The organism is Coprobacter fastidiosus, from assembly GCF_982245605.1.
Genome location: NZ_CEVCIF010000038.1, coordinates 14,302 through 34,464, shown reverse-complemented (window position 1 = coordinate 34,464; position 20,163 = coordinate 14,302). Strand labels below are relative to the sequence as shown.

Sequence of the window (20,163 nt, the reverse complement as noted above, 5' to 3'; positions counted from 1 at the left end):
TACCGAAATAAACAATAGCAAAAGGGGCTATCCGACTTTTTGGACAGCCCCTTTAAATTTATCCTTTCCATAGTGCTCGCCTTAGAGCCTGTTCAAATTTTGCTTAGGTCAGATTTGAGAACAAACGCTTAAATTCGTAACGCCCGCATTGCATTAAACACTGCCAGAACAGTTACACCGACATCTGCAAAAACAGCCATCCACATAGTACCGAGCCCGATAGAAGCAAGAACGAGTATTGCGATCTTTATACCGATAGCAAACCATACATTCTCATGTGCAATGCGTATGGTGCGACGTGCAATACGTATTGCTGTGGCTATTTTTGACGGTTGGTCATCCATGAGCACCACATCGGCGGCTTCTATTGCGGCATCACTGCCAAGTCCACCCATTGCAATACCAATATCCGCACGTTTCAAAACAGGAGCATCATTAATTCCATCACCTACAAAAGCAAGAGTTTTGTTTTCTGTTTTTGTGGCAAGCAACTGCTCAACATATCTCACCTTATCGGCAGGCATCAACTCGGCGTAGCAAGTGTCGAGTCCGAGTTTTTTTGCCACATCAAACGCAACCTCCTTACGATCACCGGTAAGCATTACCATATGATCCACGCCAAGTCGTTTCAGTGATTTAACAGCCCGTGCACTATCATCTTTCAAACGGTCATCTATGACTACATGCCCGACATATTTACCATCTACGGCCACATGAATTATCGTTCCTATACTATGACAATTATTCCATTTTACACCAATCGCATCCATCATTTTAGAGTTACCCACACAAACAGTACAGCCCGATACATTTGCACGGATTCCATGTCCTGCAATTTCCTCGACATCCGTTATCTTACAACCATCTGTTGCCTCGTTCGGGAAAGCGGTACGCAAGGCTTCTCCTATCGGATGTGTAGAGAAATGTTCCACATGCGCCGCAAGATGTAAAAGTTCTGTTTCATTGAAATCATCAGGATGTACAGCTGTTACCTCAAATTCTCCCCGAGTTAAAGTTCCGGTCTTATCGAATACCACCGTACCCACTCTTGCCAGCGTATCCATATAATTACTCCCTTTAATAAGAATACCTTTGCGTGATGCACCGCCAAGTCCCCCAAAGAATGTGAGCGGTACACTGATCACCAAAGCACATGGACATGATACTACGAGAAAAATCAGTGCACGGTGAAACCACGCCGGGAACGACTCGGCAAATCCCACCGATGAAAATAACGGTGGTATAACAGCAAGCAATAATGCGGCAATAACCACAATCGGGGTATATACGTGTGCAAACTTTGTAATGAACGATTCACTCTTAGATTTATGCTCATCGGCACTTTCCACCAGTTCGATAATTTTTGAAACCGTACTCTCCCCGAAATCTTTAGTCGTTTTTACGCGAATAACCCCCGTAAGGTTAACACAGCCCGAAATTACGTCATCGCCCACGCTCAAATCTCTGGGCATGCTTTCTCCCGTCAGGGCAATCGTGTTAAGAGATGATGTGCCGTCAATGATTTTTCCGTCAAGAGGGACTTTTTCGCCCGGCTTAATGACAATGATATCTCCCACATTTACATTTTCGGGTGAAACGGTTACCAATTTTCCACCGATCTCCACATTAGCAACGTCAGGACGTATATCCATAAGATGTGAAATGCTGCCACGGCTCTTTCCTTCAGCATAATTTTCAAATAACTCTCCTATTTGGAAAAATAACATTACAAATACCGCTTCCGGAAATTCTGTCTCAGCTCCCGGAAAAAAGCCAATACAAAGTGCGCCGATTGTAGCAATAGACATCAGGAAATGTTCATTGAAGATATCTCCACCCAAGATGCCTTCAGCCGCCTCTGCCAATGTATGATAACCGACAAGCAAATAAGGAACGAGATAAACGAGTAGTAGTTGCCATGTTGGCAGATTACAGTTCTTCTCAATAAGTACCGCTCCAATAAACAAAAGTATAGTGACGATAATAAGGATTACTTGCCCTTTCAACCCTCCGTGAGCATGAAGGTGTTTATGACCGTGATGGTGCTCGTGATGATTATGTGCCATAATTAAAACATGATTATTTTGATCTTTGGCACAAAGTTAGAGAGAAAATTATGCAACCTGATTGCAAAGAAATTTGTACCCTCTATTGAGTAAAAATGATTTGCACTTTATTCTATATCATTTGCCTTAGAGCCTATCTAAATTTTCCGATAAAAAACTCTATCGGGTCATTTTTGCTCTTTCTTCCGGTCTGTTTTACCGTTTTCACAAGAAGTGGACAGTGAAAATAAGGCTATAATCGAGGACAAGCAGTCCATATCGGGACAAGGCATATCCTCCACAGAAAAAACAAGTATTGGCAAAGCGCCAAAGAAATGCCGATCAAGCAAACGTCTCAAATTTCGGAATGCCGTCTCTTGCATTCCGGGCATTCCCCCTTGATCATATAATTGACAAAATGCGGTGTGAAATTTTCGGGAAGTTCCATTACCGGAACGTGTATCGTCTTAAAACAATATGTCCGGTGACACACTTCGCAATAAAAATGGATATGCATATCGGAAAGAGAGCATCTGCCTTCACTCATGCAAACCTCATACTTTAAAGACCCGCTGCCGTCTTCCATTGCATGAACGACATTATGTTCGAGAAACAATGTCAACACACGAAAGATGCTGGACTTATCCATCGTAACGATAAAATCTTCTAAATCCGATAAACTGACAGGCGTCGAATTACTCAACAAAGCTTTTAATACCAATATACGGTTAGCCGTTGGCTTTACTCCCTTTCGTTCTAATTTTTCCAAAATTTCTTTCTCTCCCATATTCTCCATAGCACATTTTTAATCTGATATAACGTTATTATTACTCCGCAGATACAATAATGCCTCCGCCCAATAGCCTATCCCCGCAATAAAAAGCGGCCGCCTGACCGGGAGCAACAGAATGTACCGGCTCTTCAAAACGAACTTCCGCCTGATTATCCGAAATAAAAAAGACCCGACAAGGAGTATTCTGTTTTCGATAACGGATTCTGCAGGTTATCGCACAACGTCCGTCAAAATCGGAAGAATCGATCACATTTACAGATTTCAATATCATCCGGATTTTATACATCCCCGAAAGGGGCGCAATAACTACTCGATTATCTTGAACAGAAATTTCTTTAACAAAAACCGGATGCTGCAAATTCAACCCCAATCCTCTGCGTTGACCTACGGTATAAAAAGGATATCCTTTATGCTTACCGATAATCTTGCCGGATTCATCTTCGTAAAATCCCTCTGAAAAAACAGACTCGCCCAACCGTTTTTTCAAAAAAGAGCGATAATCTCCCGGACAAAAACAAACTCCCAAACTATCTTTTCGGGCAGCAATCTGAAAGAATCCCCGTTGTCGGGCAATTTCCCGAACCTCAGTCTTTGTTAACGTCCCTAAAGGTAAAATCATTCTTTTGATCAAAATTTCAGGAAGTCCCCAAAGAAAAAAGGATTGGTCTTTGTCCGGATCGACTCCGGATTGCAGATAAGAATGACCACCCGCTTCCATCAACCGGACATAATGCCCGGTAGCGATATGCCGGATACCCTGTTCATCTGCAACTTTGGCCATTAACGGCCATTTAAAGGTATTATTGCAAACAATGCAGGGTACAGGAGTGCGACCGGACATATATTCATCTATAAAATAAGCAACGATATTCTTCTCAAATTCCGCCCTTGCATCATAAATATAATGAGGTATTCCCAATCGGGCAGCTAATTCAGCCGCCTCACTCAGATATGCAGTATTTTCATCAATCTCATAAAACCGGAACGTTATACCTGTAACATCATACCCCTGCTCCTGCAGCAACATTGCAGCGACAGAACTGTCTGTACCGCCGCTCATCCCCAGTAAAACCTTTTTTCTGTTCATTTCAGATTTTTTACCTCCCGCAAATATAAAACTATTCCTATGAATGTATGTATCTTTGTTTTCAAAATGGAAATGAATCGTATGAAAAAAGAATTGGATATCATCACTTTCGATGCAGACGACACGTTATGGGAAAATGAACTTTTTTTCAGGGAGAACGAACATCGTTTTTGCGAACTGATTAAAGAATATGCCGACCAAGATCAAATTCTCGAATCACTACTGAAAAATGAAATAAAAACACTTCCTATATATGGTTATGGGATCAAGGGATTTGTTCTCAGTATGATAGAAACGGCATTGGAACTCAGCAACAATAAAATTTCAGGAAATACGATTAAAGAAATATTGGAATTAGGGAAAAAACAGCTTTCTTATCCTGTCAAATTAATCGACGGTGTAGAGGATACGCTATCTGCTCTTCAAAAAGATTATACCTTGGTTATGGCAACGAAAGGCGATCTTACCGACCAAGAACGAAAGATCGAAGAATCGGGATTAAAAAAATACTTTTCCCATATCGAAATCATGAGCGAGAAAAACGAGTCGGGTTACCGGTCTCTGATAGATCGTCTACAAGTATCTCCGAACAAATTTCTCATGGTCGGGAACTCCTTGAAATCGGATATTATTCCGGTCTTGTCGATCGGAGGATATGCTGCACACATTCCTTTTTATACGACATGGGAACATGAAAAAGTTGACAAGCCGGAGACATGTGACCGGATGTTTTCATTAAAAACGATTCGGGAATTGTTGTCTATTATTTAGTTCCTGTTCAAATTTCCCGATAAAGTTCAGGTAGACTCTTAATTAAACAAAAACAAGAGTCGAAATGCTTTTTTCGTCCAATATTTCATTGGCAACCTCGAGCAGATCCGATGCAGTAACGGCTTCTACCCTACGAAATGATTCTTCAAGAGTATCATATTTATTGTAATGTAAGAAGGTTTTTCCTAAACCCAAAGCCATACTTTCCCGATTTTCAGTTCCGACCCCCATCTGTCCGATAAACTGCTTTTTGACAGCAGCCAGTTGGGATATAGATAATGCCGTATCACGCAAACGCTTAAATTCTTTATGCATCAATGAAAGACATCTATCAACTTTCTTCGGATCTGTTCCAAAATATATAGCAAAGACCCCGGTATCTGTATATGAAGTTACAGAAGACTCGACAGTATAAACACATCCTGTTTTCTCACGTAAAGCAATGTTCAGACGGCTGTTCATGCCCGGCCCTCCAAGCATATTATTCAATAAGAATAAAGGGACGCGCCGCTCATCGAACATACTATACGCCCGATTCCCGACCAATGCATGCGCTTGAAAAGTATCCAAAATACGCCGCTCAGCAAACGGAGAGTATCCTCCGGGAGCAACTCTATGGTTTATACCTTTCCCTTCCGGTTCTCCCCCGATATATTTCTCAAGCAGAGATATCACACGCTTAAAAGGCGTATGTCCCATAAAAAAGAACACCATATTCGAAGGTATATACTGCTGTCTCAAAAAACGACGTCCGTCTTGAGAGGTAAAACGAACTAATTCTTCCGGTTCTCCCAATATATTGTGCCCCAAGGCATGTCCTGAAAAAAGCAAATTCTCAAATTCATCATAAATCAATTCGGCCGGATTATCTTTATAAGAATTGATCTCATCGAGAATTACTTCCACCTCTCGTTCTATCTCCTGCGCCGGGAATTGCGAATGGAGTACCAAATCACACAGCAACTCGACAGCCCGAGACAAGTGCTCTTCTAAAAAAACGGCATATACAGTTGTCTCCTCCTTTGCCGTATAAGCATTCAACTCACCTCCAACATTTTCCATTCGGTTCAAGATATGCCACGATCTGCGATGTGCAGTTCCTTTAAATATAAGATGCTCGACAAAATGAGCCATACCGAATTCCCCTGAGAATTCGTCCCTCGTTCCCGCATTGACCGTAAATCCGCAGTAAGAGACAGTAGAAACGGTAGGCTGATATATAATACGCAACCCGTTCGATAAAGTATAAAATTGATGATGTGCCATGCTTTCTTTTTCTTTTAAGCGCACAAAATTAGATATAAAAAAATGTTCCGAACTATTTTTTCCAAAACATTTCTTTTACTATCAACAATATACTATTGATAAAAAATATTTTGAGAAAGATAATATTTAGTAAAAAAGCCCTATCTTCGTTTTTATAAATCCAATGAAAAAAACTATGATTCAAAATATCGGTCTTTTTTGCGCTTCAGGGAACGAAGTCGACAGTTGTTATTTTGAAGAGTCGGCAATAATAGGCCGATGGATAGGGAAAAATAAAAAAAGGTTGATATACGGTGGGGCTAATGTCGGACTCATGGAAGCGACAGCCGAACACGTCAAAAAACACGGTGGATCTATCACCGGGATCATTACACACCGCATCTGCGATTATGGAAAGGCCAGCCGACTACCGGATGAGCTGATAAGGGTAGACACTCTCGGAGAGAGAAAACAAATGATGCTCGACAAAGCCGATGTATTCATTGCCTTGCCCGGTGGATTCGGAACATTAGATGAAATTTTTACCGTAATCGCAGCCGGACATTTAGGTTATCATGACAAGAAAGTCGTATTCTGCAATACAAACGGATTCTACAACCTTCTGATCAACCAGATAGAGCTATTTTACAGGGAACGATTCGCATCTCCTCATTACAAAAATTATTATCAAATAGCGACAAATGCAGAAGAGTGTATCCGAATACTCGAGAATTTTTGAATTATTAAATCAATTAAATATATACCGGAATGACAACTGCTGAGGACATTCAATCTATTTTACAACGTGAAGCTAACGCTATATTAAATATTCCTATATCCGATGCTTTTGAAAAAGCAATTTCATTAATTGTAGAACAAGTACACCGCAAAAAAGGGAAATTAGTTACCAGCGGAATGGGGAAAGCCGGACAGATTGCCATGAATATCGCAACGACTTTTTGTTCTACAGGAATACCTTCTGTTTTTCTACATCCCAGTGAAGCCCAACACGGAGACTTAGGCGTTCTGCAAGAAAACGATCTAATGCTGGTAATTTCTAATTCGGGAAAAACCCGTGAAATTTTAGAATTACTCGTTTTGGCATCCCGGCTGCAACCTGATCTACGATTTATTGTCATTACCGGAAATCCCGACAGTCAATTGGCACAATCCGCCGATGTCTGCCTGTTTACCGGAGCTCCGGCAGAAGTTTGTCCGTTAGGCCTCACTCCGACGACTTCGACAACTCTCATGACCGTTATCGGCGACATATTAGTCGTAGGCACTATGAAAGCAACCGGATTCGACAGCAGCCAATACGCACTAAGGCATCACGGAGGATATTTGGGACAACTTTCACGGGAACAATCTTGTGACGACAAAAAATAACGATATATGCGAAAAATTATTGGCATAGGAGAAACAATTCTCGATATAATTTTCAAAAACGGACAACCGACCAAAGCCTTACCGGGAGGTTCTGTATTCAATACGATGGTCAGTCTGGGACGTTTGGGAATACCCGTTCACTTCATAACAGAATTAGGACAAGATCAGGTCGGGAACAATATCTTGTCATTTATGCGAGAAAATAACCTGTCGACTGAGAATGTAGATATATTTTGTGAAGGGAAATCACCCGTATCTTTAGCCTTTTTAAATGACCAGAATGAAGCCCGGTATATGTTTTATACCCAATATCCCGAAAATAGACTAAATGTCATATGGCCGAGAATAGACCCCGACGACATTCTGATTTTAGGCTCATACTATGCCGTAAATCCATCTCTAAGATACCGGATAACAGAATTTCTGGAATATGCCCATGAACGGAAAGCCATAATTTATTATGATCCTAATTTCCGGAAAGCTCACGCCCACGAAGCCATGCGCATCACTCCGTCTTTACTCGAGAATTTCGAATATGCAGATATTATACGAGGTTCGGAAGAAGATTTCGAGACGTTATTTAATCTTTCAGATCCGGGGAAAGTATATCTCGACAAAATTAAATTCTATTGTCCTAATTTTATCTACACAAGAGGACCAAAAGGTGTAGAATTATTCACAGCTCAGACACATTTACATTTCGACGTACCGCAAATAAAACCGGTCAGTACGATCGGAGCAGGAGATAATTTCAATGCCGGACTACTTTACGGTATACTGAGAGAAAACATTTCACGCAGTCAATTAGAAAACCTTTCACCGGAAAAATGGTCAGACATTATATCCTCCGGAATAGACTTCTCTTTAGAAGTATGTAACTCTTATGATAACTACATTTCTACCGAATTTGCAGCAAAATACAGGACAACACATTAATAGTCTGCCAAATCCACAAGATATTCTATTATATATTAAAGAATATAAAGCCTACTTTTTTATAGTGGGCTTTTTTTATATTTGCGAATATTTATCAAGAGTCACAGACTATGCTAAATCATCTCAAATATCTTTTTTTACTTATTATTTTCTCAGCTTGCAGTTCTTCAGAACCAGAAATTGACATTGTATGCGAAATCGATAATACTCCGGATTATATACTGAAATGGGATATTTCTCCTGTTATCGAAGGCAATGTAAAGATATACAGTTCTGTCGATCCCCAAAATTTCGATACAGAAAACGGGCTGATTGCAGAATGTCCGATATCTGATGAAAACATACGTATCCATACAAATCCGACTATTGCCCGTAAATACTTTTTATTAAGATTTGACGACAAATATGACCGTATTGTCGGAACCCGCTCCCAACAATTCAATTTCGTCCAAAATTTCAGAGATCTCGGCGGTTACAAAAATTATGATAAAAAAAGAATCAAATGGGGAATGTTGTATCGGTCTGGAAAAATAGACTCACTCGACAATGAAAGCATACAGCGTATGAAAAATCTGAAAATCAAAACCCTGATCGACTTCAGAGATTCTCAAATTTTCACTTTGCCTCCGTCAAGTCTCAAATTAGAAAATATCATACACATGCCCATATCTTTATACCCATTAGATATGTTAGAAGAGAAAATCAACAACCATGAATTCAAACGGGGAGATGCATGCGTATTTATGCAAGATCTGTTTATCGATCTTTCCAAGAAAGCAACGACAACGTATAAATCGATGTTCAACCAGTTGTTAATGTCCGAGAACTACCCGGTAGTACTCACATGCAGTTATGGAAAAGATTATACAGGATTTGCAGTAGTCCTTATCTTATCTGCCCTGAATATACCCGAAGAGACAATCTTAGATGACTATTTATTGACAAATCAGTACCTTGACAAGCGTTCAATAGATCTGAATTTAGTCGATTTTCCTTTAGATATACAAGAAGCGGTCACCGCCTTGATGACTGCAGATGAACAATACCTCAATTGCGCATTTAAATATATAAAAAGACAATACGGCAGCATTCAGAATTATCTGGAACAAGAACTGAACATGACTCCGGAAAAACAAAAAAGATTACAAGAGATTCTTCTTCAATAACATTCTTTTGGCTCTAATTCTCTATGAATTAAACAAATTCAGTTAAAAATATGCTGAACTTACGATTATGCCAATATTTATATCTACCTTTGCAGGCAAATAAATTCTTTAGGTTTCATGTAGGTATACGATTCTCCTTTTAGGCGGACAGCCCCGTCAGGTATTGAGAAAGTTAAAAGGTTGGGATAACACAGCGACTTCTTGCGGCAATCCTAAAGGTTCTAATAAGCACATAAATAAATGAAAACATTTGAAGAATTAGGAATCGACAGCAAAATATTAAAAGCGATTTCTGAAATCGGATTTGAGAATCCAATGCCTGTACAAGAACAGGTTATTCCCCTTTTACTTGCCGAAAATACCGATATCGTAGCTTTGGCTCAAACCGGAACCGGAAAAACTGCGGCATTCGGACTTCCCGTAATTCAAAAAATAGATGTCAGCGACAATTATCCTCAAGCCCTTATCTTAAGTCCGACAAGAGAACTGTGCCTGCAAATAGCCAGTGATCTGAACGATTATTCAAAATATATCAGCGGGCTGAAAATACTTCCCGTTTACGGAGGATCAAGTATCGAAAGCCAGATAAGAACATTGAAAAAAGGAGTACAAATCATCGTGGCGACTCCGGGTCGTCTCATCGATTTGATGAACAGAAAGATGGTAAAACTCGACCGGATAAGTACAGTGATTATGGACGAAGCCGATGAGATGCTCAATATGGGCTTCACGGAAAGCATAAACGAAATATTAGCCGCTATTCCGGAAGAACGCAATATGTTACTATTCTCAGCTACCATGCCGGCGGAAATAGCAAAAATAGCAAAAAACTACATGAGTAATCCCAAAGAAGTGGTAATCGGGAGCAAAAATGAAGGAGCTGAAAATATAAAACATGTTTACTATCTGGTACACGCAAAAGATAAATATCTGGCATTAAAACGCATTGCCGACTATTATCCCAATATATACGGCATCATTTTCTGCCGTACCCGACGGGAGACCCAAGAGATAGCAGACCAACTGATACAAGACGGATATAATGCAGATTCTTTACATGGAGAGTTATCTCAAGCACAACGGGATGCCGTCATGCAAAAATTCAGAGTAAAAAACCTTCAGCTATTGGTCGCAACCGATGTTGCAGCACGCGGTCTCGACGTAGATAACCTGACCCATGTCATCAACTACGGATTACCAGATGACATCGAGACATACACTCACAGAAGCGGTCGTACAGGCCGTGCCGGAAAAAAGGGAACTTCCATCGCCATAATTCACGTAAAAGAAAAAGGGCGAATGCGGGATATTGAAAAAATCATCGGTAAAAAATTCGAAAAAGGGCATATTCCGACAGGAGGTCAGATATGCGAAAAGCAATTGTTTAATCTGGTAGACAAAATTGAAAAAGTTAAAGTTAACGAAGAAGAAATCGCATCTTATCTGCCATCCATCTTCCGCAAACTGGAGTGGTTAAGCAACGAAGACCTCATCAAGCGAATCGTTTCGCTCGAATTTAACAGACTGATCGATTATTATGCAGATGCAAGCGAACTGGATATTCCGGAGGACAGAAATACGAAAGAGCGGGGAAATCAACGTGGAGAACGCACAAGAAGTAAAGCCAGAAAAGCAGAAGAAGGCTATTCCCGCCTTTTTATCAATCTTGGAAAAGCCGACGGTTTTTACCCCAGTACATTAATCGAAATGATTAACGACAACGTTAAGGGACACGCCTCCATCGGCAGAATCGATGTTCTTCCGAACTTCTCATTTTTCGAAGTAGAAGAGAAATCTGCTCGTAACATAATCGGAAGTCTGAAAAACATCAATTTCTTCGGCAAACGGGTTTCTGTAGAACCGGCAGACAAAAAAGAAAGTTCCGGGAAACGGGAACATTCCGACAGAAAAGGGGGATTCGGTAAAAGAGATTCCGGAGGAAAATCTTCACAAAAACGAGGAAGTTTTGGAAACGAATACAAATCTTCCAAAAGTCGGGGACGTGAAAACAGTAAGAAAAAACGGAGATAATAAAAACTCCGTTATTAAAAAATAAGAACAAACCGTAAGTCTGAAAATGGATTTACGGTTTCTTTGTATTATCCGATCCTCAAAATCTATATTTTGCCAAACATAATTTTATAATTCGATAAACAAAATGCCTCTCAATTGCTACATAATGCAAAATACATGCATATAATTTACTGATCATGAAATAAAAATTAGTATATTTTGTATTTTTGCCTCGAATAACAACCAAAACAAGATGGATATAACACCTATAGTACGCCCGCTTTTTGCCAAACGACAAAAACAGATCGACTTGTTTGAAAGATACGGAGACGAGATACAAAAAAAACAACTATACAACCTTCTTGAAACAGCACAAAATACAGAAATAGGGAAACTATACCGTTTCAAGAAAATCCCAGATTATAAAACATTCTCCGAACAAGTTCCGTTGATTACATACGAAGAGCTGAAACCGTATGTAGAACGGATGCTTAAAGGTGAAAACAACCTTATATGGCCGTCAAAAGTCCGCTGGTTTGCCAAATCTTCCGGGACGACAAACGACAAAAGCAAATTTATTCCGGTCAGTAAAGAAGGATTGTACCAATGTCACTATCGGGGGGGTACAGATTGTGTCGTCAGTTATTTGAACATGAATCCCGATAGTCGGATGTTCTCAGGAAAAGGTTTGATTCTCGGGGGAAGCCACCAGATCAGCTCTCTCCGCAAAGACATCCGATGCGGAGATTTGTCGGCATGCCTGATACAGAACATCAATCCGTTAGTCAACCTCATCCGTGTTCCGGAAAAGCGAATCGCCTTAATGTCGGAATGGGAAAAGAAACTCGAAGAAATCGTACGGTCCACCTTACACAAGAATGTAACAAACTTATCCGGTGTTCCGTCTTGGTTTCTGACTCTGATAAAAAAGATATTACAACAAAGCGGAAAACAATATCTATCCGAAGTATGGCCTAATCTCGAAGTGTTCTTTCATGGGGGAATAAGCTTCGAACCCTACCGTTCTTATTATAAAGAGCTGATTCCGTCTGAAAAGATGCACTACGTAGAAACTTACAATGCCTCAGAAGGATTCTTTGCCGTACAAAACAGTTTTGACGAACAGGGAATGCTGTTGTTACTCGATATAGGTGTGTTTTTTGAATTTATTCCTTTATCGGAAGTCGGGAAAAAAGATCCGGTCGTACTACCGATTTGGGAAATAGAAAAGGGCCAGAATTATGCATTGGTTATTACGACCAACAGCGGACTATGGCGATACCAGATAGGCGATACGGTAAAAGTAACATCGACCGATCCTGCAAAAATCATTATCTCCGGACGGACAAAACATTTTATCAACGCTTTCGGAGAAGAACTAATGGTAGATAACGCAGAAAAAGGTTTGGCAAAAACTTGTGAACAAACAGGAGCAATTATCTCAAATTACAGTGCCGCACCGGTATTCATGTCGAACAAAAGCCGAGGTCGCCACCAATGGTTGATCGAATTCGAAAAAGAACCGGAGTCATTAGAACAGTTCGCCGACATTCTCGATGCGACATTACAGAGCCTTAATTCGGACTATGAGGCTAAACGATACAAAGGTATTTTCCTTGACCGGCTTGAAATAATAAAAGCTCGCCCCGGACTATTCCATGACTGGTTAAAAGATAAAGGGAAATTGGGCGGACAACACAAAATTCCACGCCTCAGCAATAGCCGTGAGCATATAGAAGATATGCTAAAAATGAACCACTGAGTTTTTACAAATGACCTGATAATATTTTTTTATCGGGAAATTTAGATAAGTTCTGAAAATCAAAATTTTATAAACAAAAAAGCGGTTATCATCAAAATTACAGATAACCGCTTTTTGTTTATATAAGATTTACTTGCAGAACTTCATCGCTTGATAATCTTTACAGACTTTTGTTCAATACCGTTACTTAATACAACGATATAAAATCCTGAAGCAAGATTTTCTACACCAATATCATTGATACCCAATTCTATATTTTTATCGATCACAACATGACCATCAAGTCCCACCATAATCATGTTCCACATATTTTCTGTTCCATTATCGATAAATAAATTACCATCTACAACAGTATTCAAGACTTTCAACTTATCAATCGTCTGCTCTTCTATGCCATCAACTCCACCATCATATTCCAAGAACACATCTATATCTACATATTGTGACAGAATATCCATTTTTGATAGTTGAACTGTTTTCTCTAAAGTTTCATATCCAGTAGCCTCTACCCTATAAGTAAGGCTATTTCCGGAAACAGGAATAAGAGTTTGGACCTGTCCTTGACGATTCGACCGATAAGCCTCTCCATTAATCGTCACTTTTGCATTCTTAATATAACCTGCATATCTATCTCGGATACTCATCGATACCGTATAATCGGTCTGCGGAATTTCCAGATCTAAAGTAACATCAACGACCTCGCCAGCCTTAACGGTAACTGCTTTCTTCTCCGACGAATGCATATCAAAGCCGTTATCATCACTACCCGATGCGATAAAGCTATACTCTTTGCCGCTTTCAAGCCATACCATGACTTCTTCACCATAAAGGTCAACCGTCTGCCCATCGGGATATATACAAAATATATCATCTACCGAAATTCCTTCAGGAGCAGTAGTATATACCCGTACAGTACCATAATTTCCGAGATCAATTTCTACATTACGATTATTATCATCTATCTCGACTTTCTGTTCATGATAAAATGCCCCTCTACTGTCATCTTTACTAATAGCAAAAATATAAGAACCATTCGGCAAAGAAAATTGAACCGGCTCTTCTTGACCGGGATAGAAACTGAAATTGAACAAATCCATTCCATTTTCACTTTTTACCTCATACGAAAGATATTCCGATTTAATAGATTCCGGCATATTTTTTACACTAAAAAAGACCGGTTTGCTTATACCTTCGGCACAATCTACAGTTATAGTCTTTTTCTCATCTCCTTTGGAAATGGCAAACGAACCCTTTGACTGCAAATCACTATTATTACTTATCAACACATAATTATATTCGCCCGGAGAAAACATCTCTTTAGAAGACATATCCCCAATGTATAAATCGCGCACCAAGGTAGCATTGTGAAATATCTTTATATACGGATAATTTTCTTCAGGCTTATTTATAACATCAAAAAATACTTGTGTATAATTTTGTTCATCAAAAACAATATCTAACCTATCTGTCGTATTTGCTTCAAAAACATCATTCTTAACAGGGAATTTATAGCCCGAGCAAGTCGGATTGATACTATAACTGAATTGTCCGTCTGCCGGCAGATACATCTCATGAGCCACAACTCCCTCTCCGGATAAAGACTCATAATATTCATCTTGATTCGACTCATAAGCCTTCATAATTGACAATGCAACAGACTGAAGACCTATTCCGGATATGTTGAATATCACTTTCTTATAGTCATCAAACCCATATTTTACATCAATATCTTTTCCGGATACGGTAAACTCTCCGATAGAATCATCACCCCCAAAATAGTTATTGTAGGAAGCATCTACCCCGAAATAATAAGATCCATCCAACAAATAGGCTCTCCCTATTCCTTCGTCATCGGTATCAAGCTCCATATCCAAATCCGCATTCGTTGACGGAATAACATCAATAGAAGCTCCTGCCAAAGGCTTTTTTTCGACTCCTGTAACATGGAATGTTACCAAATGCATCTTCTCCATGTCGATGTCTATAATCTCTTCTACATCTCTATTATCCACAATCAAATAATGCTCAGTCGTCATTACGGCAGCATCATCAAATGTAATCTCAGGTTCATAGGTATATTTCCCGGATTTACACCATGTTGCATTATCAACCATATTAGTATAAATATGACTTCCTCCAGGGAATGATGACCCGCTATCGTCTTCCGAAGAATAAATATAATCAACATAAAGAGACATTCTCTTATCTTTTGCTTTTATTTGTACATAATGATATTGAGAAAAATCTACTTTGAAATTAGCTTCTGTTATCGATTCAAGATTTTCAATAAAGCCTTCCAATTCACACACAATACGGTTATCGGGAGTTCCTATTGTAAAATTTACTATATCATCACCGAAATAACAACGTATTTTGCCTACATAACTTTTTGTAGAATTATCCCATACAAATGGCTCGACAACTTCTTTATGACAGGATATATTCAATGAAGAAGGATCAAAATGCTCTGAATCAGGAGATATAAAAGTAACCCATTTATTTGTCATAAATACAACAAAAGCAAAATTATCGAAAATAACAGCAATTCAACGCTATTTCCATAAATAGTTTCAGAAATATGCAATATTATATTAAATACAGAAATATTTATATCACAATATATTAGTACATCTAAGCACCCATCTAAAGAAGTGATCAGCCTGCCCAATTTTCTCTATCGAGATTCCGGTAATTGATCGCTTCGGCAATATGCACCGACAGCACATTCTCACTCCCTGCCAAATCGGCAATAGTACGAGCAACCTTGAGAATACGGTCATACGCCCGTGCCGACAGGCCGAAACGTTTCATGGCGTCTTTTAACCGTTCTTTACCAAGTTCATCGGGCTGGGCAAAACGGTTCAATAATTTTGTATTCATTTGCGCATTGCAATACACCCCCGGAATATCTCTAAACCGTTCTGCTTGAATATCACGTGCTCGTATTACTCTTTCCCTGATTACGGCACTGGGTTCTCCCGGACGGCTATCCGCCATTTTCTCAAAAGGAACCGGAACAATCTCAATTTGTATGTCTATACGATCAAGTAACGGTCCGGAAATACGATTCAAATATTTCAGAACACTGCCGGGAGGACAAATACATTTTTTCTCAGGATGATTGTAATATCCGCACGGGCAAGGATTCATCGAAGCTACCAACATCAAACTGGCCGGATATTCGATCGAATATTTTGCTCGGGAAATAGTTATTTTACGATCCTCCAACGGCTGACGCATCACCTCAAGAACCTGCCTTGAAAATTCAGGTAGTTCATCCAAAAATAAGACTCCGTTATGAGCTAACGAAATTTCGCCGGGCTGAGGGAAAGCTCCTCCTCCGACAAGAGCTACACTCGATATAGTATGATGCGGAGCTCTGAAAGGACGTTGAGACAACAAAGAACTCCCCCGCTCCATCTTTCCCGCCACCGAATGTATTTTTGTCGTTTCCAATGCTTCCTGCAAAGTCAATGGGGGCATAATAGAAGCTATCCGCTTCGCCATCATCGATTTTCCTGCTCCCGGAGGGCCTATCATAATCAAATTATGACCACCGGCGGCAGCGACCTCAAAAGCTCGCTTAACATTTTCTTGCCCTTTTACATCTTCAAAATCGAGATCAAATTCACATTGCTGTTGATAAAACTCTTTTCGAGTATCGATTACAGTAGGAGACAAAACTCTCTCATCATTAAAAAATTCGATCACTTCACGGATATTCCCGACACCGTAAACATCGAGATTATTTACGACAGCCGCCTCTTTTACATTCGCTTGCGGAACGATGAGCCCTTTAAAACCGTCTTCTCTCGCCTTGATTGCAATAGGCAAAGCCCCCTTTATCGGAAGAATAGAACCGTCCAAAGACAGTTCTCCCATAATCATATACTGTGACAGCTTATCGGGTTTGATCAATTCGGCAGAAGCCAAAATACCGACAGCCAACGGCAAATCATACGCAGAACCCTCTTTCCGAATATCGGCAGGAGCCATATTTATAACAATCTGGCGACGAGGAAATTTATAACCATTATGTTGAACAGCCGAGACAATACGTTCATGGCTTTCCTTTACAGCCGCATCAGGAAGTCCAACCAGAAAAAAACGGATTCCTTGCGTACAATTCACCTCGATCGTTACGACCAAAGCATCTATTCCCTGCACAGCAGCACCAAAAACCTTTATCAACATGATCCGAGATTTAACCTTTTTCCTTAACAGATTCCAGACTATCTATTCGGGAAACCATTTTATCTATATATTTTTTAAGTTCATCTCCTTCCAACCCGACTTTTTCCAAGCGTCCGGTCTTATCAAGAATCATCGTATATGGAATTCTGGAAATACCTAAATTCCGTGTCGAAGAAGCATTCCACTCTTCAGGCTGAATCAACTGAGTCCATTCAAGAGAGTCGTTTTTTATCCGGTTTCTCCAGCTTCCCTTATCTATATCGAGAGAAATATTTACGACCCTGACTTTATCGTCTTTATATTTAGAATAAATTTCTCTTATATTTTTCATCTCCTCCCGACTTGCCGGATCATAAGATGCCCACCAAGTCACTACTGTCGGAATATCTCGAAAAGTATTTGTCGAAACCGACTCTCCTTTTTCATTTTTCAAAACAGAATAAGGGAAAATCTTTCCTACCGATACTCTCCGTACCTGCTCTATAAAAAGATCTATTTTTGCCAACAACGAAGCCGGTTTTGCTTCAGAAGGCATGATGCGCAACAAAGAATCACATAATTCTACCGTATTCTCATTGAGAAGATATTCATACATGAGAATTATAGAAGCCGGAGAAGCCGGTTTTGCAGAAATCTCAGACTCGGCATCTCTACAAATTTCATTTTCTAATTTTTTCAGATCATCAAAATAAGCAGAATCTTTTTCCCGGGTATAATATTCTTTCCGCTTTTCGGCAATCCTTTGCAATAATGCACCGTTCCGTTGATTAAAATCCGTAACGGCCTGGTATGCTTCATTCCCTTTTATCCGAATCTCAAAAGGTCTCTGTACGTCCCCCTCTAAAGAGATGTGATCTCCGTTTTTTACAAATAACTGCATCAACGGAGTATAATCTTCTGTATACAACTGCAAAGAAGTCAACATCTCACTTTCTCCCGTCAGCTCGAATTTACCCGATTGTACCCTGACCGTATCCATTTTAAGCTCTTTTTTATACCTTTCGTGTACGGCATATAAATACTGACCCTCCAAATGAGAAAGATCCCCTTTTACAACATACTTATCGCCAGAACTACATGCCGTCAAGAACAAGAAAAAGGAGAGAAAAAATATGATTATATTTTTCATATATTCATTTATATTGATGACTATCTGCAAATTTACTTTTTTTGTCAACAGCAACAAAAAAAGTCTGTTCAAAGATATACTCGAACAGACTTTCCTCTTATTTTTCTTAGAGACCGTCTAAACCATCAAAGACCGAATGCTTCCTTAACCGCATCCACATAGTCCAGCTTTTCCCAAGTAAAAAGCTCTACTTCTCTAACAACCGGCTTCGGGAAGTATTTTGAAGAAAAAGTCTTGACTACCGTACAAGGCTTACGTCCCATATGACCATAAGCTGCCGTTTCTTCATAAATAGGATTTCGCAATTTCAAACGTTTTTCTATGGCTTTAGGACGCATATCAAAAATAGCGCCTATTCGAGATGCGATTTCGGCGTCACTCAATGCCACATGAGATTTACCGTAAGTATTTACATAAATACTTACCGGCTGAGCAACACCGATCGCATAAGAAACCTGAACAAGAACCTCATCGGATACACCTGCCGCTACGAGATTTTTGGCGATATGACGGGCTGCATACGCTGCAGAACGATCGACTTTCGAAGGATCTTTTCCTGAAAAAGCACCGCCGCCATGTCCGCCTTTACCTCCGTAAGTATCTACAATAATCTTCCGACCCGTAAGTCCGGTATCCCCGTGAGGACCGCCAATCACGAATTTTCCCGTAGGATTTACATGCAGAATCAACTTATCGTCGAAAAGAGCTTTCAAACGTTCGGGAAGTTTGGCTATTACACGGGGAATCAAGATGTTCTTTACATCTTCAAAAATTATCGATAGCATCTTTTCATCAGCAACCATCTGCGCTTCATGAGTTTGCTCTGTCGGTACTATGAATTCATCATGTTGCGTAGAGATCACAATCGTATGAACCCGGACAGGGACATTATCCTCATTATATTCTATCGTCACCTGAGATTTAGAATCGGGACGCAAATAGGTCATCTCTTTTCCCTCCCGACGAATCGCAGCCAGCTCGATCAACAAGAGATGAGAAAGATCTAATGAAAGCGGCATATAATTGTCCGTTTCATTAGAGGCATATCCGAACATCATCCCTTGATCTCCAGCCCCTTGATTCATTTCATCTTCACGTTCTACCCCACGGTTTATATCTGCAGATTGTTCATGTATCGCAGAAAAAACACCGCAAGAGTCTCCGTCAAATTTATATGCGCTTTTTGTATATCCGATACGGTTTATTACCCGACGGGCAACATCCATCAGATCGACATAAGCATCAGATTTTACTTCTCCGGCAAGTACTACTTGTCCTGTAGTCACCAATGTTTCGCAAGCTACTTTCGAGTTGGAATCATACGCCAAAAACTCATCAAGCAAAGCATCCGATATCTGATCGGCTACTTTATCGGGGTGTCCTTCAGACACCGATTCCGAGGTGAATAAATAGTTCATCTGTTTTTAATTTTAATTTATGCACAACCGTGCTCCATAAAAATATTTATTAAAAAACGGGGAAGGAAATGAATTAAAGCCGGATTCCGTACAACATGGCAGGTCACGCAGTTTTAGCATTTTTTTGTGTGGTTGCAAGCAGCCAAATCCTTCCACATTTATTTCGCGGCAAAGATAATGCATTTCCGGCATATAAAAAAGAGTTCCGGGATTTA

The 20,163-nt window shown here is 39.9% G+C and carries 15 protein-coding genes; 7 read left to right on the top strand and 8 right to left on the bottom strand.

Annotation, left to right across the window (positions count from 1 at the left end; translation table 11 throughout):
- Positions 1 to 128: 128 nt before the first annotated feature.
- The 3 genes from AC0UMU_RS10265 to mnmA form a co-directional block, all read right to left on the bottom strand.
- Positions 129 to 2,066, bottom strand: a complete 1,938-nt coding sequence (locus tag AC0UMU_RS10265; RefSeq protein ID WP_473979929.1) for a heavy metal translocating P-type ATPase — start codon at positions 2,064 to 2,066, stop codon at positions 129 to 131.
- 334 nt (positions 2,067 to 2,400) lie between these two features.
- Positions 2,401 to 2,832: a Fur family transcriptional regulator gene (locus tag AC0UMU_RS10260; RefSeq protein WP_031258153.1), complete on the bottom strand. Its 432-nt coding sequence runs from the start codon at positions 2,830 to 2,832 to the stop codon at positions 2,401 to 2,403.
- Between the two features lie 40 nt (positions 2,833 to 2,872).
- Positions 2,873 to 3,925 carry a tRNA 2-thiouridine(34) synthase MnmA gene (gene mnmA, locus AC0UMU_RS10255; RefSeq protein ID WP_009318296.1) on the bottom strand — a complete coding sequence of 351 codons (1,053 nt, stop codon included), beginning with the start codon at positions 3,923 to 3,925 and terminating at the stop codon, positions 2,873 to 2,875.
- 39 nt (positions 3,926 to 3,964) lie between these two features.
- Between mnmA and AC0UMU_RS10250 the strand changes: the two genes are divergently transcribed.
- Positions 3,965 to 4,696: an HAD family hydrolase gene (locus AC0UMU_RS10250; protein WP_009318297.1), complete on the top strand. Its 732-nt coding sequence runs from the start codon at positions 3,965 to 3,967 to the stop codon at positions 4,694 to 4,696.
- 42 nt (positions 4,697 to 4,738) lie between these two features.
- Here the strand turns inward: AC0UMU_RS10250 and AC0UMU_RS10245 are convergent, their stop codons facing one another.
- On the bottom strand, positions 4,739 to 5,962 hold the full coding sequence (locus tag AC0UMU_RS10245) for a M16 family metallopeptidase (RefSeq protein ID WP_009318298.1): 1,224 nt from the start codon (positions 5,960 to 5,962) through the stop codon (positions 4,739 to 4,741).
- 163 nt (positions 5,963 to 6,125) lie between these two features.
- Between AC0UMU_RS10245 and AC0UMU_RS10240 the strand changes: the two genes are divergently transcribed.
- From AC0UMU_RS10240 to AC0UMU_RS10215, 6 genes are all read left to right on the top strand, one after another.
- Positions 6,126 to 6,680 carry an LOG family protein gene (locus AC0UMU_RS10240; protein ID WP_122303627.1) on the top strand — a complete coding sequence of 185 codons (555 nt, stop codon included), beginning with the start codon at positions 6,126 to 6,128 and terminating at the stop codon, positions 6,678 to 6,680.
- 29 nt (positions 6,681 to 6,709) lie between these two features.
- A complete protein-coding gene (locus AC0UMU_RS10235) occupies positions 6,710 to 7,330 on the top strand; it encodes an SIS domain-containing protein (protein WP_009318300.1) in 621 nt (206 codons plus the stop codon).
- A 6-nt stretch (positions 7,331 to 7,336) separates the two neighbouring features.
- Positions 7,337 to 8,266, top strand: coding sequence for a carbohydrate kinase family protein (locus AC0UMU_RS10230; RefSeq protein WP_022390620.1), 930 nt, complete (start codon positions 7,337 to 7,339; stop codon positions 8,264 to 8,266).
- A gap of 110 nt (positions 8,267 to 8,376) precedes the next feature.
- Complete coding sequence (locus AC0UMU_RS10225; protein ID WP_288640020.1) at positions 8,377 to 9,432, top strand: tyrosine-protein phosphatase; 1,056 nt, start codon at positions 8,377 to 8,379, stop codon at positions 9,430 to 9,432.
- Positions 9,433 to 9,672: 240 nt separating this feature from the next.
- Positions 9,673 to 11,463, top strand: coding sequence for a DEAD/DEAH box helicase (locus tag AC0UMU_RS10220; protein ID WP_022390618.1), 1,791 nt, complete (start codon positions 9,673 to 9,675; stop codon positions 11,461 to 11,463).
- A gap of 235 nt (positions 11,464 to 11,698) precedes the next feature.
- Complete coding sequence (locus tag AC0UMU_RS10215) at positions 11,699 to 13,207, top strand: GH3 auxin-responsive promoter family protein (protein WP_022390617.1); 1,509 nt, start codon at positions 11,699 to 11,701, stop codon at positions 13,205 to 13,207.
- 143 nt (positions 13,208 to 13,350) lie between these two features.
- Here AC0UMU_RS10215 and AC0UMU_RS10210 read toward each other — a convergent pair whose 3' ends face one another.
- The 4 genes from AC0UMU_RS10210 to metK form a co-directional block, all read right to left on the bottom strand.
- Complete coding sequence (locus tag AC0UMU_RS10210) at positions 13,351 to 15,714, bottom strand: T9SS type A sorting domain-containing protein (protein ID WP_288640017.1); 2,364 nt, start codon at positions 15,712 to 15,714, stop codon at positions 13,351 to 13,353.
- Positions 15,715 to 15,862: 148 nt separating this feature from the next.
- On the bottom strand, positions 15,863 to 17,401 hold the full coding sequence (locus AC0UMU_RS10205) for a YifB family Mg chelatase-like AAA ATPase (protein WP_288640016.1): 1,539 nt from the start codon (positions 17,399 to 17,401) through the stop codon (positions 15,863 to 15,865).
- A gap of 10 nt (positions 17,402 to 17,411) precedes the next feature.
- The gene (locus AC0UMU_RS10200; protein WP_288640014.1) at positions 17,412 to 18,530 is read right to left on the bottom strand and encodes a TlpA disulfide reductase family protein; all 1,119 of its coding nucleotides are present in this window, start codon (positions 18,528 to 18,530) and stop codon (positions 17,412 to 17,414) included.
- 125 nt (positions 18,531 to 18,655) lie between these two features.
- The gene (gene metK, locus AC0UMU_RS10195; protein ID WP_009318308.1) at positions 18,656 to 19,948 is read right to left on the bottom strand and encodes a methionine adenosyltransferase; all 1,293 of its coding nucleotides are present in this window, start codon (positions 19,946 to 19,948) and stop codon (positions 18,656 to 18,658) included.
- Positions 19,949 to 20,163 lie beyond the last annotated feature (215 nt).